Here is a 13,885-nt window from a genome sequence, read left to right on the forward strand (position 1 = left end):
GGCCTACAGAGTGGCGTTCCGGCCAGGACCGGTAGCCCGGCTAAGCGTAGCGCCGTCGGGGAAGTGGATGGGGGATGAAGCCGCTTTGTGCCGGGTGGCGGTTTCGCATTACCCGGCCTACAGAGTGGCGTTCCGGCCAGGACCGGTAGCCCGGCTAAGCGTAGCGCCGCCGGGATGTGATTGGATTAACGGGTGGTTCCGCGCAGCTTCAACACGCTGGGAACAAAAACGTTAAGCGGCAGGGCGCGGCCATCGCGGGCCTTCTCGATAAGCAGGTTCACCCCCTGGCTGCCCATCATTTCGGAGTGGATCCGCACCGTCGACAGCGGCGGGAAGGTAAAGCGCGCGGTGGGGATATCGTTGACGCTAATCAGCGAAATATCTTCCGGGATCGCCAGCCCGCGTTCGTGAATGGCGCGCAGCACGCCGATGGCGATGGAGTCCGAGGCGACAAACAGCGCCCGTGGAAACTCCGCTTGCGCCAGCATCTGCTTCGCCAGCTCATAACCGGACGAGCTGGAAAAACCGCCGCGCCAGATATCATCGGCTGAAACCACGCCCTTCAACTGGCCGTACTCCACAAACGCCACTTCACGAATATCGGCCTTGCCGGGCTGGTCCTGGCCGCCGATAAATCCAATACGCGACGCGCCTTGCTGGATAAAGAAGTCGACCACCTCTTTAGCGATACGTACCAGGTCGATATCCACCGCATCGTACGGGCTACCGGCTTCGTGGAAATCAATAAAGCAAATATTGTCGGTCAGCGCGCTGGCGGTCTCGCGCAGCTCGCGCGTCGGCTGGCCAATAATCAATACGCCGGTGACCTTTTTCAGCTCGGGCAGGGTGTTATTGAGATAGCAGTTGGTGAGCTCGATGGCGAGCTTTTCGCATTGGGTTTCAATACCGTGGCGAATGGCGAGATAGTAAGGGTCGTTAATTTCCAGCTCTTGCTGGTAGCTATACAGCGCCAGGATATGATGATGGCCGACAGGTAGGACCTGAGTTTTACGCGCGCTGCTGCTTTTATACTCCAGCTTCTCCGCAATCTCCAGAATACGATGCTTGGTCTCTTCTTTTACATTCAGGGTGGGATCGTCGTTTAACACCCGGGAAACCGTCGCCAGCGAAACACCCGCTTCGGTCGCAATGTCTTTTAGCGTTGCCATCTTTTTCCTTTATCGGACGTTGCCCATGTTTGCTCATCCATTGTAAAGCAAGCGTCGCGTCCTGCACCTTATTTCAGTAAAAAACGCCTGCGTGGGAGGGCTATTTTCCCCGGCGATAGCGTGACAGAAGTAGCATTATTCTCAGTATCATGCAGACGAACGGCAAAAATTTGCTATCTTTTAGTAAAAATTTACTGGAGGTGAGAGATGGATACCGTAGCTTACGCTGATTTTGCCAAACTGGAGATGCGCGTCGGCAAGATTGTCGAGGTGAAGCGCCATGACAATGCTGACAAACTGTACATTGCGCGGATTGATGTCGGCGGCCGCACGCTGCAGACGGTCACCAGCCTGCTGCCCTACTACAGCGAAGAGGAGCTGCTGGGGAAAACGGTGGTGGTGCTGTGTAATCTGGCGAAAGCCAAAATGCGTGGTGAAACTTCTGAGTGCATGCTGTTATGCGCAGAAACCGAAGACGAAAGCGAAAGCGTGCTGTTGACGCCGGAGCGCGTCATGCCGGCAGGCGTGCGGGTGGTATAACGAAAATACCCTCTCCCGACCGGGAGAGGGTTGTGTGTGAATTACGCCTCTGCAACCGAGACGCGCAGAGCCGCCAGCGCCTTACGCGCCGCCTTCAGCACCAGCTCGCACTGCTCAAGGGTGAGCGTCAGCGGCGGTTCAACGCGGATCGTCTTGGCGTTGTTTAACGTCCCGGCGACCAGCACCCGCTGCCTGAACATCTCGCTGGCAAAGTCGTAGCCAATCTCGTTATCGACAAACTCGATGGCCATCAGCATGCCTTTCCCGCGCACATCATTCACCAGGTCCGGATACTCCTGCGCCAGCAGGCGGAAACCGTCCAGCAGTATATCGCCTTTCTGCGCCGCCTGCGCCGGCAGGTTTTGCGTCAACAGCACGTTGATGGTCGCCAGCGCCGCCGCACAGGCCAGCGGGTTGCCGCCGAAGGTGGTGGTGTGCAGGAACGGGTTGTCGAACAGCACCGAGAAGACCTCCTCCGTCGCCACCGTCGCGCCGATCGGCATCACGCCGCCGCCGAGCGCTTTCGCCAGACACAGGATGTCAGGCTGAACGTTCCCATGCTCGCAGGCGAACATCTTGCCGGTGCGGCCCATACCGGTCTGCACTTCGTCGAGGATCAGCAGGGCGCCAAACTCGTCGCACAGTTTGCGCACCGCCGGCAAATACCCCGTCGGCGGCAGGATCACCCCCCCTTCGCCCTGAATCGGCTCAAGGATCACCGCCGCGACGTCGTCACCGGTTTTCTTGCACTCGCTCAGCATGGTGCGCATGGCGTTGATATCGCCGAACGGCACATGGCGGAAGCCCGGCAGCAGCGGCATAAACGGTTTGCGGAAAGTCGACTTGGCGGTGGCCGACAGCGCCCCCAGCGATTTGCCATGGAAGGCGCCGCTGGTGGCGATGAAGGTGAATTTACCTCGCGGCGACTGATAGGCTTTCGCCAGCTTGATGGCCGCCTCTACCGATTCGGTACCGCTGTTGCAGAAGAAGCTGTACTTCAGTTTGCCGGGCGTTAAGGCCGCCAGGGTTTTCGCCAGCATCGCGCGTAGCGGGTCCAGCAGTTCCTGACTGTGAAGCGGTTGTTTCGCGAGTTGATTCTCGACGGCGGATACCACAACTGGATTACGGTGCCCTACATTGAAGATGCCAAACCCGCCAAGGCAGTCGATAAACTCCTGTCCCTGGGTGTCGACAAGCGTATTTAACCCTCCCGCTTGCCACTCTACGGCTCCGTAATCCCCGCCGGCTGTGACCGATTTTCGATACTCTAAAAACCCCGGATTCACATGCTCTTTAAAGTATTCTCTAACCTCCTGGTTAAGTGCTTTCATTTCCTCATGGTCAAGCGTGCGCTTTTCAATGAGATTCAGTGCGTGTGCGCTGCAGGCCAGAGCCGATGCGCTGGAAGGTAACCTGTTCAAAATGTGCTCCTGGGGCGGACGTATCACACGATACTGGATTAAGTATTGCAGGGATTACGCCAGTTCGGCAGAAGCGGTGAAAATCGGGATAAATGCAAAGTAAAAGACGAAATGTGTAAAATTTAATCTCATGGCGCCATTATTGGCACGTTTTATTCCTGAGCTGGCGAGATTTTCTGCCTTGCGGCCTTTAGCGGCACGATCCGTCGTGGTGCGGGCTGCCCCAGCGCGGGGCAACCGATGGTGAGAAAAGAGGCTTAGTCTAGCTGGGAGATCTCCATCGCCGCTCGGTCGATAATGCCAATGATCTGCTTGAGCTGGGCGGCGCTGCTGGCCTGCTGGTTCACTTTCAGGTCGAGGACCGCTTTGAAATTCTCCAGTGCGCGCTTCATCTGCGGATCTCTGCGCAGCTCGCAGCCGACCATCCGCGCCTGCAAACGCGCCTGGATATGGGCCAGGTGCTCCTGGTTCTCCGCGTGCAGCTGTTTCCCCTCTTCGCTGATGACGATTTTTTTGCGTCCGTTGTCGTCTTCCACGCTGATAAGGCCCTGGTCCTGGAGCAGATCCAGCGTCGGGTAGATCACCCCCGGGCTGGGGCTGTAGTTCCCCTGGGTGAGGGTTTCGATCTCTTTGATCAGCTCATAGCCGTGGCTGGCGCTGCGGCTGAGGATGTCCAGAATAATCAGCCGCAGTTCGCCGTGGCCAAAGAAACGCTGGCGACGTCCGCCGCCGCGGCGGCCATGTTCGCCGTGTTCGCTGGGATCGCTGTGGCGCCCGCGTGGCCCACGCCCCTCTTCATGATGATGTCGCATGGTTACCTCCTGCTGTGTTTTGATATATCTAATTTATATCTAAAAAGTGAAAGTTCGCAATTCTGGTTGCTATTTATTTTTTAATGTATTGATATATATGTAATTATTTTCTGGTTGTGGATTTTGATGCGGTTTGTTTTGACTATATCAAAAAAAGACTTGCATTCTTTTTAGTTGGCAATCATTATCATTTGCATTGAGTTTAGATATATCTATTTACCGTTCACGAAGGCGATCGATGATGACAAAAACCAAAGCAGACAAGTACCCGCAGCGTGTCCGCAATGAGCTGCGTTTCCGTGAGCTGACGGTGCTGCGCGTGGAGCGCGCAGGCGCGGCCTTCCAGCGCATCGTGCTGGGAGGCGAGGCGCTGGAAGGTTTCGTTTCCCGCGGCTTTGACGACCACACCAAGCTTTTCTTCCCGGAGCCGGGCGCGGCGTTTGCGCCCCCGCAGGTGACCGAGGAGGGGATCGACTGGGGTGAGGGCGTGCGGCCTGCTACCCGCGACTATACGCCGCTGTACGATGCCGAACGCCATGAGCTGGCGTATGACTTCTTTATCCACGATGGCGGAATTGCCAGCCGCTGGGCGCTGGAGGCAAAAGTGGGCGATAAGCTGGTGATCGGCGGTCCGCGCGGCTCGCTGGTGGTGCCGGAGGATTACGCCTGGCAGTTATATGTCTGCGATGAGTCCGGTATGCCGGCGCTGCGTCGTCGTCTGCTGGGATTGCGTCAGCTGGCGGTGACGCCGCAGGTGACGGCCATCGTCACTATCGCTGATGCGTCATATAAAGATTATTTGGCGGATCTCGACGGCTTTAACATCGAGTGGGTGGTGGGCCACAATCCGGCGTTCGTCGCCGAGCGTCTGGCGCAGGTGAAGGTGCCGGCGGAGGATTATTTCATCTGGCTGACCGGCGAAGGCGCGGTGGTGAAATCACTGCTGGCGCGCTTTGAAGATGAGAGCATCGATCAGCAGCTGGTGCGTTCGCAGGCGTACTGGCACAGCAAGTAAAAAGCCATCGTGGTAAAACCCGGATAGCGGCGCGTAGCGCCTTATCCGGGCTAACCGCGGTGCCGTTTTTTGTCGGGTGTCGGCTAACGCCTTACCCGACCTACCCTTCGGCGCTGTGACGTTGCCCCGGTAAGCGCAGCGCCACCGGGGAGGCTTATCGTTCCGCCAGCGCCTTAAACACCATCGCCACCGCGTGGGCGCCGGGGTCCATGTTGCCGAGCAGGCTGTCGCTGTTGAGATAGGACGCTCGTCCGGCGCCGGCTTTGCTCGACTGGCAGGTGCGATCCGCGCCGGCCTGCGCCGCGGCAAAAGCGGCCTGCAGGTTCTCCGGTTCGGCCAGCAGCGCCGTCAGCGCCGGCTGCAGAGCATCGATCATTGTCCGGTCGCCTTCATCGGCGCCGCCGTAAAATTTCATCTGCTCCAGACCGGCGTTCAGCGCCTCGGCCACGCTGGCGCCTTGCTCCAGCTTCTGCCCGGCAGCGGTGAAGAAGATCGACATCAATACCCCGCTGGAGCCGCCCATCACCACCGTCAGGCGTTCGCCCGTGAGCGCGAACAGCGTGGGTAGATCGTTGAGCGGCAGCTGCTGGCGCTGCAGCAGGTCGGCAATCTCACGCGCCCCGGCGGCGAAGGTGGAGCCGGTATCGCCATCGCCCACTTTGGCATCCAGCGCGTTGAGATGATCTTCAAGCCCGACGAGGGTGCTGGTCACCTGCGCGACGTAATCGCCCACCTGCGGGTTGGCAGAGGGCGTAAAGTCGACGCGTGCGCTGGCGAGAGTGGAGGGCATGATGTTAACTGTCCGCGGCTGCACCGGCCGTGGCCAGCCGGCGGTTTCCACATCCGCCAGCAGCGCTTTCTCAATACTCTCTTCCAGCACGATGGCGCTCAGCGAGAAACCCTTCATATCCAGGGCCGTCACCAGCGAGGCCGGGCCAATCAGCCAGTCAACGCGCGCCTGCAGCGGCGTGTTAGCCAGTTCGCGGGTCAGGATCGCCATTTCGGCCACCGACACGCCGCCGAGGTTATTGAGCATCACCGCCAGACGGCCGGTTTCCGGCAGGGCGGCGGTCAGTTTTTCCACCATCAGGTTGATGATGTCCGCACTGTTTTGCGTGGCGATGGTGGAGGCGCCAGGCTCGCCGTGGATGCCCATTCCCAGCTCGGCGTGACCGGCCTGATGGCGCGGCGCGCTGTCGACCTCCTGTGGCAGATGGCAGCTGGCCAGCGCCACCCCGATGCTGGCGGTGTGGTTGGCGGCGTACTGCGCTTCGCGCAGAACGGTGGCGAGGTTGTAGCCGCGTTCGGCAAAATAGCCCGCCACCTTATGGACGAACAGCGTACCGGCGATGCCCCGCGGCTGTTTGTTATCCGGCAGTGAAATGTCGTCGCCCACGATCAGCATTTCCACGTTGTAGCCAAGACGGCGCGCTTTCTCCGCCGCCAGGCCGAAGTTCAGTCGGTCGCCGGTATAGTTTTTTACGATCAGCAGGCAGCCCGCCTCGCCGGTCACCGCCTGAATGGCGGTAAGCACCGCGTCGACGCTCGGCGAGGCGAACAGATCGCCACAGACTGCGGCGGTCAGCATGCCTTTACCAATAAAGCCGACGTGCGCCGGTTCGTGGCCGGCGCCGCCGCCGGAGATCACCGCCACGTTGTTTTTATTCAGGTCGCGACGGACCACCACCCGGATCGCCGGGTCGCTCTCCAGCCGGGCGAGGTTATTCCACGGACTGGCGATGATGGTTCCCTCAATCACGTCGTTGACGAGGCTGGCGCGCTGGTTAAAAAAGAATTGAGACATAGTGGTTCCTGAAGAGTAAGCGAAAACTCACCCTCCGGAGGCAGACCTCCGGAGCGGTAACGGTCAAAGTGGATTTAGTGGCGGATAAGGCGCTGGTGGCGCATATCGAGCGTGATGGGCTCGCCGGGCTGCACGCTGTTCAGCGCCTCGCCCTGCTGGCACAGCCAGGCGATCCCCGCCGCGCGGGCGATAATCGCGCCGTGGGCCTGTTCGCTGCCGTCGCGCAGGCACAGACCTTTGACGCGACTGGCATCCAGTTGCAGGACGGTCGACGGGAACATGTTGTCGGCGATAATAATGGTCGGCTCGCCGGGCGTCGGCAGCGTCTCCTGAACGTCCTGCAGATGGCGCAGGGTGCGCTGCAGAATATCTTCGATATCGATATAGCGCGCCTGCAGATAGGGATCATCCAGCTGGCGATACTGCTGGCTGAGCTCCATCAGCACCTGATGCCACGCCCATTCCGCCGAGCACGGCTCGGTGAGCAGACGATCGTTGGCGGCATCAAACAGATCCTCATCGTCGAGCAGGGTGTGGTGCCCGGCGAAAATCGCCGCGATGTCGGCGTTAAATTTATTCTCCGCCAGCTCGGTCAGGGCGGTGAGCTCCGCCAGCGTCTGGTCGATGGCCCGGCGCAGTCGCTGCTGCTCGCGGGCGACATCGGCGGCGGCCGGACGCACCGGTTGGATCAGGGCCAGCGAATAGCGCAGCGCGATGCCTTCGACGCGCCCGGAGGCGGCCGGGGCCGCTGCCGGTTGCGCCGCAGGCGATTCGCCGAAGTTATCGGCGGCCAGCGCCTGAAACGCCGCCAGCGCCGCATCGGCCTCTGGCCCACGGGCCAGCAGGCGCAGCTTGTCGTTGCGTCGCACCTGCAACAGGGCGATTTGGTTGAGGCTGTCCGGTTTGACGCACTTCCCGTTTTTCTCCAGCAGCAGATCGGCGTTAAAGCCTGCCAGCGCGGCGACCAGCTTCGACGCCGGACGCACGTGCAGGCCGTTGTGGTTCTGTATGACCACCGCAAGCGATTTGCTGTCGCCATCGTCGGCAAGCGTCGGCGTCGGGGCGGCGTCAGGGGTTGGCGAAGGTAAACCCAGCTGGATCCGTTTGGCCTCCAGGGCGTTCATGGCGTCGGCGATCACTTTGTCGATCCCGGCGCCGGAGGCGGCGCTGACGGTGGCCGCCAGCGTCCCCTCCACCAGCGGCGCGGCGCACAGCCGCACCTTCGCGGCAATCGCCGGATCGAGCAGATCGAGAGCGGTCTCGGCGCTGAGCAACGCGCTGCCGATATCCATCATCACCAGCACGTGGTCGGTGTCGGCGACGGATTCGATCGCTTCCATGACCTTGATCGGGTCGGTGCCGATCGGGCTGTCGGGGTCGTCGATCCCGGCGGCGATCGCCAGCTTGCAGCCGTCGTTGATTAACATCTGCCGGGCCAGTTCTCCGACACCTTCGCCCAGCCGGGCGCTATGAGAAACAATAACCAGGTTTACCATCGCGATTTCCTTACTCTTTGGCCGCGGCGGCCAACATCTGCATCATAAACATCACTGACGTGGCGCCCGGATCCTGATGGCCGATGCTGCGTTCGCCAAGGTAGCTGGCGCGGCCTTTGCGCGCCTGCATGGTGATGGTACTGTGGGCGCCGGCTTCCGCTGCTTTGCAGGCGGCATCCAGCGCGGCGGCGATCGACAGGTGCTGCTCGCTGGACTGGCGCAGGGAGTCCACCACCGGCAGCCAGACGTCGCACATGGTTTTATCCCCCGGCTCCGCTTTGCCGCGGTTGACGACGCCGTCCGCGCCTTCGCGGATCATCAGGTACAGTTCGTCGAGCGTCAGGCTCTGGTGAGCCTGAGTGACCTGCGCGGCGCGAATGAAGAAGGTGCCGAACAGCGGGCCGCTGGCACCGCCGACGTTGGAGAGCAGCGTCATGCCGGTGTTTTTGAGGATAAAGCCAATATCTTTATCGGCAATCGACGGCAGCTTTTCTACCACCTTGCTGAAGCCGCGGTGCATGTTCAGGCCGTGATCGGCATCGCCGATCTCTTTATCGAGGCCGGTGAGAAAATCGCTCTCTTTGGTGAAGATATCGCCGCAGCGGTACAGCCAGTCGACGATTTGCGTTCTGTTCAGTGACATGTCGTGCTCCTTAGTTTCCCCAGTTCAGCGCCGGGGTATGAACCGGGGCGTCCCATAGCGCCAGCGTCTCATCATCCACTTTCAGCAGAGTGATGGAGAAGCCCGCCATATCCAGCGAGGTGCAGTAGCTACCGACGAGGTTGCGTTCGATGATGATGCCGGACGCTTCGCAGCGCTGGGCGAGACGGTGATACACGCCGTACAGTTCGGACAGCGGGGTGGCGCCGAGGTTATTGACCAGCGCGATGACCCGGTCGCCGTTTTGCAGCGCGGTTTTGCTCTGCTTCACTTCCTGCCACGCGCCCTTGACGGTATCCCACTGGCGCAGCGTGCGGCTGTAGGCGCCATTCTCCAGCAGGGTATCGAACATCTCATCGACGGTTTGGTCCAGCGAGCTGAAGCGACGGCGGTCGATGCCCGGCTCGCCGTGAATGCCGACGCCGAACTCCATTTCATCGTCCTGCAGGGTAAAGGAAGGTTGTCCGGCGGCCGGTACGGTGCAGGCGCCGAGGGCGATGCCAATGGAGTGACCGAGATTATTCAGGCGGCGCCCCAGTTCAGCGCAGGCCTCCAGCGAATCGCCGCGCTCGGCGGCGGCGCCGACCAGTTTTTCGATCAGTACGGTATTGGCAACGCCGCGGCGGCCTGCGGTATAGAGACTGTCCTTCACCGCCACGTCGTCGTCGACCACCACGGTGGTGACTTTAATGCCGCTCTCATGCAGCAGCTCGGTGGCGGTTTCGAAGTTCAGGATGTCGCCGGTGTAGTTTTTGATAATCAGCAGGACGCCTTCGCCGCCGTCAATCTGCATCGCGCATTCGAACATTTTATCTGGCGTCGGCGAGGTGAAGATTTCCCCCGGGCAGGCGCCAGAAAGCATCCCCTGGCCGATATAGCCGCAGTGCATTGGCTCATGGCCGCTGCCGCCGCCGGAGAGGAGGGCGACCTTGCCGGCCACCGGCGCATCGGCGCGGGTGACGTACAGCGGGTCCTGATGCAGGGTCAGCTGCGGGTGGGCTTTAGCCAGCCCCTGTAATTGTTCATTCAGTACATCTTCAACACGGTTAATCAGCTTTTTCATTATTCAGTGCTCCGTTGGAGAAGGTTCGATGCGGCCTCTCTGCTGGCGGAGGCGGTCATCGCGTAGGGGTATCGTCTGACGGTGCAGCGTGCCTGGCGATATGATGATTCTGGCTGAGCGGACGAAAAAAAGAATGCCCCGGCGATCGGGTTTCATTACGAAACATCGCCTGCTTATTTTGTTTCTTTATGGAACGTTTTTGCTGAGAAAACGGTGAAAATGCGAGCTGGCGCGCTTTTTTTCACCTGCTTTAAGCCCCGGGTCATCGCAGCCGGCACAGTAGGCGGAAAAAATTTTTCGCTGATTTTCACGCAGCTGCGCGGGAAAAGCCTGCCGCTAAAGGGGGATGGTAGGGGAATTATGCGGCAGAGGAGCGGATCGGGATCGCAATCCTGACGGAGAACAGGGCTTTTTGTTCCAATATGGAACGTAAAAATTTAACCTGTGTTTCATATCAGAACAAAAAGGCGAAAGATTTTTTTGTTCCCTGCCGGCCCTACAGTGATCGCACTGCTCCGGTACATTCCGTTGAGGCCGCGCTTTACCGGCCGGCGCGGATAACGCCAGGGCTCATCATGTCTACATGCGCACTTATTTGAGGGTGAAAGGAATGCTAAAAGTTATTCAATCTCCAGCCAAATATCTTCAGGGTCCTGATGCTGCTGTTCTGTTCGGTCAATATGCCAAAAACCTGGCGGAGAGCTTCTTCGTCATCGCTGACGACTTCGTGATGAAGCTGGCGGGGGAGAAAGTGGTGAATGGCCTGCAGAGTCACGATATTCGCTGCCATGCGGAACGGTTTAACGGCGAATGCAGCCATGCGGAAATTAACCGCCTGATGGCGATTTTGCAAAAACAGGGATGCCGCGGCGTGGTCGGCATCGGCGGCGGTAAGACCCTCGATACCGCGAAGGCGATCGGGTACTACCAGAAGCTGCCGGTGGTGGTGATCCCGACCATCGCTTCGACCGATGCGCCGACCAGCGCGCTGTCGGTGATCTACACCGAAGCGGGCGAGTTTGAAGAGTATCTGATCTATCCGAAAAACCCGGATATGGTGGTGATGGACACGGCGATTATCGCCAAAGCGCCGGTACGCCTGCTGGTCTCCGGCATGGGCGATGCGCTCTCCACCTGGTTCGAGGCTAAAGCCTGCTACGATGCGCGCGCCACCAGCATGGCCGGGGGACAGTCCACCGAGGCGGCGCTGAGCCTGGCCCGCCTGTGCTATGATACGCTGCTGGCGGAGGGCGAAAAGGCCCGTCTGGCGGCGCAGGCCGGGGTGGTGACCGAAGCGCTGGAGCGCATCATCGAGGCAAACACCTACCTCAGCGGCATTGGCTTTGAAAGTAGCGGCCTGGCTGCCGCCCACGCGATCCACAACGGTTTCACCATTCTGGAAGAGTGTCACCACCTGTATCACGGCGAGAAAGTGGCCTTCGGCACCCTGGCGCAGCTGGTGCTGCAGAACAGCCCGATGGAAGAGATTGAAACCGTGCTGGGCTTCTGCCAGCGCGTCGGCCTGCCGGTGACCCTCGCGCAGATGGGCGTCAAAGAGGGGATCGACGCGAAAATCGCCGCGGTGGCGAAAGCCACCTGCGCGGAAGGGGAGACCATCCACAATATGCCGTTCGCGGTGACCCCGGAAAGCGTGCACGCCGCTATCCTCACCGCCGATCTGTTAGGCCAGCAGTGGCTGGCGCGTTAATTCGCGGTGGCTAAACCGCTGGCGCCGGTCAGCGGTTTTTCTTTCTCCCCTCTGGCAGTGGCTGCCGGAGGGGTTCTCTATGGTAAAACGCGGAAAACAGTATGACTGTTCAGACTCAGGATACCGGGAAGGCGGTCTCTGCCGTCATCGCCCAGTCATGGCATCGCTGCAGCAAGTTTATGCAGCGTGAAACCTGGCAAACGCCGCACCAGGCCCAGGGCCTGACTTTTGACTCTATCTGTCGGCGTAAAACCGCGCTGCTGACCATCGGTCAGGCGGCGCTGGAGGACGCCTGGGAGTTTATGGACGGTCGCCCCTGCGCGCTGTTTATTCTTGATGAGACCGCCTGCATCCTGAGCCGCTGCGGCGAACCGCAAACGCTGGCGCAGTTGGCTGACCTGGGATTTCGCGACGGCAGCTACTGCGCGGAGAGCATTATCGGCACCTGCGCGCTGTCGCTGGCCGCGATGCAGGGGCAGCCGATCAACACCGCCGGCGATCAGCATTTTAAGCAGGCCCTGCAGCCATGGAGCTTTTGTTCGACGCCAGTGTTCGATAACCACGGGCGCCTGTTCGGCTCTATCTCGCTTTGCTGTCTGGTGGAGCACCAGTCCAGCGCCGACCTTTCCCTGACGCTGGCCATCGCCCGCGAGGTGGGCAATTCCCTGCTCACCGACAGCCTGCTGGCGGAATCCAACCGCCACCTTAATCAGATGTACGGCCTGCTGGAGAGCATGGACGACGGGGTGATGGCGTGGAACGAACAGGGGGTGCTGCAATTTCTCAATGTTCAGGCGGCGAGACTGCTGCATCTTGATGCCCAGGCCAGCCAGGGGAAAAATATCGCCGATCTGGTGACCCTTCCGGCGCTGCTGCGCCGGGCCATCAAACACGCCCGCGGCCTGAATCACGTTGAAGTTACCTTTGAAAGCCAGCACCAGTTTATCGACGCGGTGATCACCTTAAAACCGATCGTCGAGGCGCAAGGCAACAGCTTTATTCTGCTGCTGCACCCGGTGGAGCAGATGCGGCAGCTGATGACCAGCCAGCTGGGCAAAGTCAGCCACACCTTTGAGCAGATGTCAGCCGACGATCCGGAAACCCGGCGGCTGATCCACTTTGGCCGCCAGGCGGCGCGCGGCGGCTTCCCGGTGCTGCTGTGCGGTGAAGAAGGGGTGGGGAAAGAGCTGCTGAGCCAGGCCATCCACAATGAAAGCGAGCGGGCGGGCGGCCCCTATATCGCCGTCAACTGCCAGCTGTATGCCGACAGCGTGCTGGGCCAGGACTTTATGGGCAGCGCCCCCACTGACGATGAAAATGGCCGCCTGAGCCGCCTTGAGCTGGCCAATGGCGGCACCCTGTTTCTGGAAAAAATTGAGTATCTGGCGCCGGAGCTGCAGTCGGCCCTGCTGCAGGTGATTAAGCAGGGAGTGCTTACCCGCCTCGACGCCCGCCGCCTGATCCCGGTGGATGTGAAGGTGATCGCCACCACCACCGTCGATCTGGCCAACCTGGTGGAACAGAACCGCTTTAGCCGCCAGCTGTACTATGCGCTGCACTCCTTCGAGATTGTCATCCCCCCGCTGCGCGCCCGGCGCAACAGCATCCCGTCGCTGGTGCATAACCGGCTGAAGAGCCTGGAGAAGCGTTTCTCTTCGCGGCTGAAAGTGGACGATGACGCGCTGGCCCAACTGGTGGCCTACTCGTGGCCGGGAAATGATTTTGAGCTTAACAGCGTGATAGAGAACATTGCCATCAGCAGCGGCAACGGCCACATTCGGCTAAGCAACCTGCCGGAATATCTCTTTTCCGATCGGCCGGGGGTCGATAGCGGCTCATCGCTGCTGCCGGCCAGCCTGACCTTTAGCGCCATCGAAAAAGAGGCCATCATTCACGCTGCCCGGGTGACCAGCGGGCGGGTGCAGGAGATGTCGCAACTGCTGAATATTGGCCGCACCACCCTGTGGCGCAAAATGAAGCAGTACGATATCGACGCCAGCCAGTTCAAGCGCAAGCATCAGGCCTAGTCTTCTCGATACGCGCCATGGAGAACAGGGCGTCCGACAGACGATTGCTGTAGCGTTTGAGCGCGTCGCGCAGTGGGCCAAATTGGCCATCCTCTGCCGTGCGAATGCGCTAGCGATGAGTGTGACGGGGCCCGCCGCATAACGGCGGGTAACGAGGTTAACTTTCCCC

At 60.3% G+C, this 13,885-nt stretch carries 12 protein-coding genes and 1 pseudogene; 4 read left to right on the forward strand and 9 right to left on the reverse strand.

Going from position 1 to position 13,885, the window contains the following annotated elements; genetic code table 11:
- Window positions 1-185: 185 nt before the first annotated feature.
- Window positions 186-1,169: a transcriptional regulator EbgR gene (gene ebgR / locus ABLU50_RS16245; RefSeq protein ID WP_009485173.1), complete on the reverse strand. Its 984-nt coding sequence runs from the start codon at window positions 1,167-1,169 to the stop codon at window positions 186-188.
- Window positions 1,170-1,376: 207 nt separating this feature from the next.
- On the opposite strand from ebgR, the gene ABLU50_RS16250 reads away from it, so the two are divergent.
- Entirely contained in the window at window positions 1,377-1,709 is a 333-nt protein-coding gene (locus tag ABLU50_RS16250) for a tRNA-binding protein (protein ID WP_087833160.1), read from the forward strand.
- Between the two features lie 41 nt (window positions 1,710-1,750).
- Here the strand turns inward: ABLU50_RS16250 and ygjG are convergent, their stop codons facing one another.
- Together ygjG and ABLU50_RS16260 are read right to left on the reverse strand one after the other, a co-directional pair.
- Entirely contained in the window at window positions 1,751-3,130 is a 1,380-nt protein-coding gene (ygjG, locus tag ABLU50_RS16255) for a putrescine aminotransferase (protein ID WP_323083823.1), read from the reverse strand.
- A gap of 257 nt (window positions 3,131-3,387) precedes the next feature.
- Window positions 3,388-3,942 (reverse strand): PadR family transcriptional regulator, encoded by a 555-nt coding sequence (locus ABLU50_RS16260; protein WP_004206098.1) that lies wholly within the window; start codon window positions 3,940-3,942, stop codon window positions 3,388-3,390.
- Window positions 3,943-4,180: 238 nt separating this feature from the next.
- On the opposite strand from ABLU50_RS16260, the gene ABLU50_RS16265 reads away from it, so the two are divergent.
- Complete coding sequence (locus ABLU50_RS16265; protein ID WP_072140370.1) at window positions 4,181-4,957, forward strand: siderophore-interacting protein; 777 nt, start codon at window positions 4,181-4,183, stop codon at window positions 4,955-4,957.
- Between the two features lie 154 nt (window positions 4,958-5,111).
- Here the strand turns inward: ABLU50_RS16265 and ABLU50_RS16270 are convergent, their stop codons facing one another.
- The 5 genes from ABLU50_RS16270 to ABLU50_RS16290 all read right to left on the reverse strand — a co-directional run bounded on the left by ABLU50_RS16270 (window position 5,112) and on the right by ABLU50_RS16290 (window position 10,340).
- Window positions 5,112-6,761, reverse strand: coding sequence for a glycerone kinase (locus ABLU50_RS16270; protein ID WP_087833159.1), 1,650 nt, complete (start codon window positions 6,759-6,761; stop codon window positions 5,112-5,114).
- Window positions 6,762-6,835: 74 nt separating this feature from the next.
- Window positions 6,836-8,257, reverse strand: a complete 1,422-nt coding sequence (gene dhaM / locus ABLU50_RS16275) for a dihydroxyacetone kinase phosphoryl donor subunit DhaM (RefSeq protein ID WP_080841430.1) — start codon at window positions 8,255-8,257, stop codon at window positions 6,836-6,838.
- Between the two features lie 10 nt (window positions 8,258-8,267).
- A complete protein-coding gene (gene dhaL, locus ABLU50_RS16280) occupies window positions 8,268-8,900 on the reverse strand; it encodes a dihydroxyacetone kinase subunit DhaL (protein ID WP_017899726.1) in 633 nt (210 codons plus the stop codon).
- Between the two features lie 10 nt (window positions 8,901-8,910).
- The gene (gene dhaK / locus ABLU50_RS16285; RefSeq protein WP_004206091.1) at window positions 8,911-9,981 is read right to left on the reverse strand and encodes a dihydroxyacetone kinase subunit DhaK; all 1,071 of its coding nucleotides are present in this window, start codon (window positions 9,979-9,981) and stop codon (window positions 8,911-8,913) included.
- 173 nt (window positions 9,982-10,154) lie between these two features.
- Window positions 10,155-10,340 (reverse strand): hypothetical protein, encoded by a 186-nt coding sequence (locus tag ABLU50_RS16290; protein ID WP_087833158.1) that lies wholly within the window; start codon window positions 10,338-10,340, stop codon window positions 10,155-10,157.
- A gap of 251 nt (window positions 10,341-10,591) precedes the next feature.
- Between ABLU50_RS16290 and ABLU50_RS16295 the strand changes: the two genes are divergently transcribed.
- Window positions 10,592-11,689 carry a glycerol dehydrogenase gene (locus ABLU50_RS16295; protein WP_087833157.1) on the forward strand — a complete coding sequence of 366 codons (1,098 nt, stop codon included), beginning with the start codon at window positions 10,592-10,594 and terminating at the stop codon, window positions 11,687-11,689.
- A 101-nt stretch (window positions 11,690-11,790) separates the two neighbouring features.
- Window positions 11,791-13,716, forward strand: a complete 1,926-nt coding sequence (gene dhaR / locus ABLU50_RS16300; protein ID WP_087833156.1) for a dihydroxyacetone kinase operon transcriptional regulator DhaR — start codon at window positions 11,791-11,793, stop codon at window positions 13,714-13,716.
- Here the strand turns inward: dhaR and ABLU50_RS16305 are convergent.
- Window positions 13,694-13,792 (reverse strand): annotated as a pseudogene (locus tag ABLU50_RS16305) (cobalamin adenosyltransferase); the annotation flags it as partial. The gene dhaR and the pseudogene ABLU50_RS16305 sit on opposite strands and share 23 nt — an antisense overlap.
- Between the last annotated feature and the right edge of the window lie 93 nt (window positions 13,793-13,885).

Origin of the sequence: Klebsiella sp. GG_Kp173, from assembly GCF_040062415.1 — a bacterium.
Lineage (GTDB): Bacteria > Pseudomonadota > Gammaproteobacteria > Enterobacterales > Enterobacteriaceae > Klebsiella > Klebsiella quasipneumoniae.

Excerpts from the sequence above, each read along its gene's own strand:
- ebgR (WP_009485173.1), bottom strand. The coding sequence starts at position 1,169 with ATGGCAACGCTAAAAGACATTGCGACCGAAGCGGGTGTTTCGCTGGCG.
- ABLU50_RS16250 (WP_087833160.1), top strand. The coding sequence starts at position 1,377 with ATGGATACCGTAGCTTACGCTGATTTTGCCAAACTGGAGATGCGCGTC.
- ABLU50_RS16260 (WP_004206098.1), bottom strand. The coding sequence starts at position 3,942 with ATGCGACATCATCATGAAGAGGGGCGTGGGCCACGCGGGCGCCACAGC.
- ABLU50_RS16265 (WP_072140370.1), top strand. The coding sequence starts at position 4,181 with ATGATGACAAAAACCAAAGCAGACAAGTACCCGCAGCGTGTCCGCAAT.
- ABLU50_RS16270 (WP_087833159.1), bottom strand. The coding sequence starts at position 6,761 with ATGTCTCAATTCTTTTTTAACCAGCGCGCCAGCCTCGTCAACGACGTG.
- dhaM (WP_080841430.1), bottom strand. The coding sequence starts at position 8,257 with ATGGTAAACCTGGTTATTGTTTCTCATAGCGCCCGGCTGGGCGAAGGT.
- dhaL (WP_017899726.1), bottom strand. The coding sequence starts at position 8,900 with ATGTCACTGAACAGAACGCAAATCGTCGACTGGCTGTACCGCTGCGGC.
- dhaK (WP_004206091.1), bottom strand. The coding sequence starts at position 9,981 with ATGAAAAAGCTGATTAACCGTGTTGAAGATGTACTGAATGAACAATTA.
- ABLU50_RS16295 (WP_087833157.1), top strand. The coding sequence starts at position 10,592 with ATGCTAAAAGTTATTCAATCTCCAGCCAAATATCTTCAGGGTCCTGAT.
- dhaR (WP_087833156.1), top strand. The coding sequence starts at position 11,791 with ATGACTGTTCAGACTCAGGATACCGGGAAGGCGGTCTCTGCCGTCATC.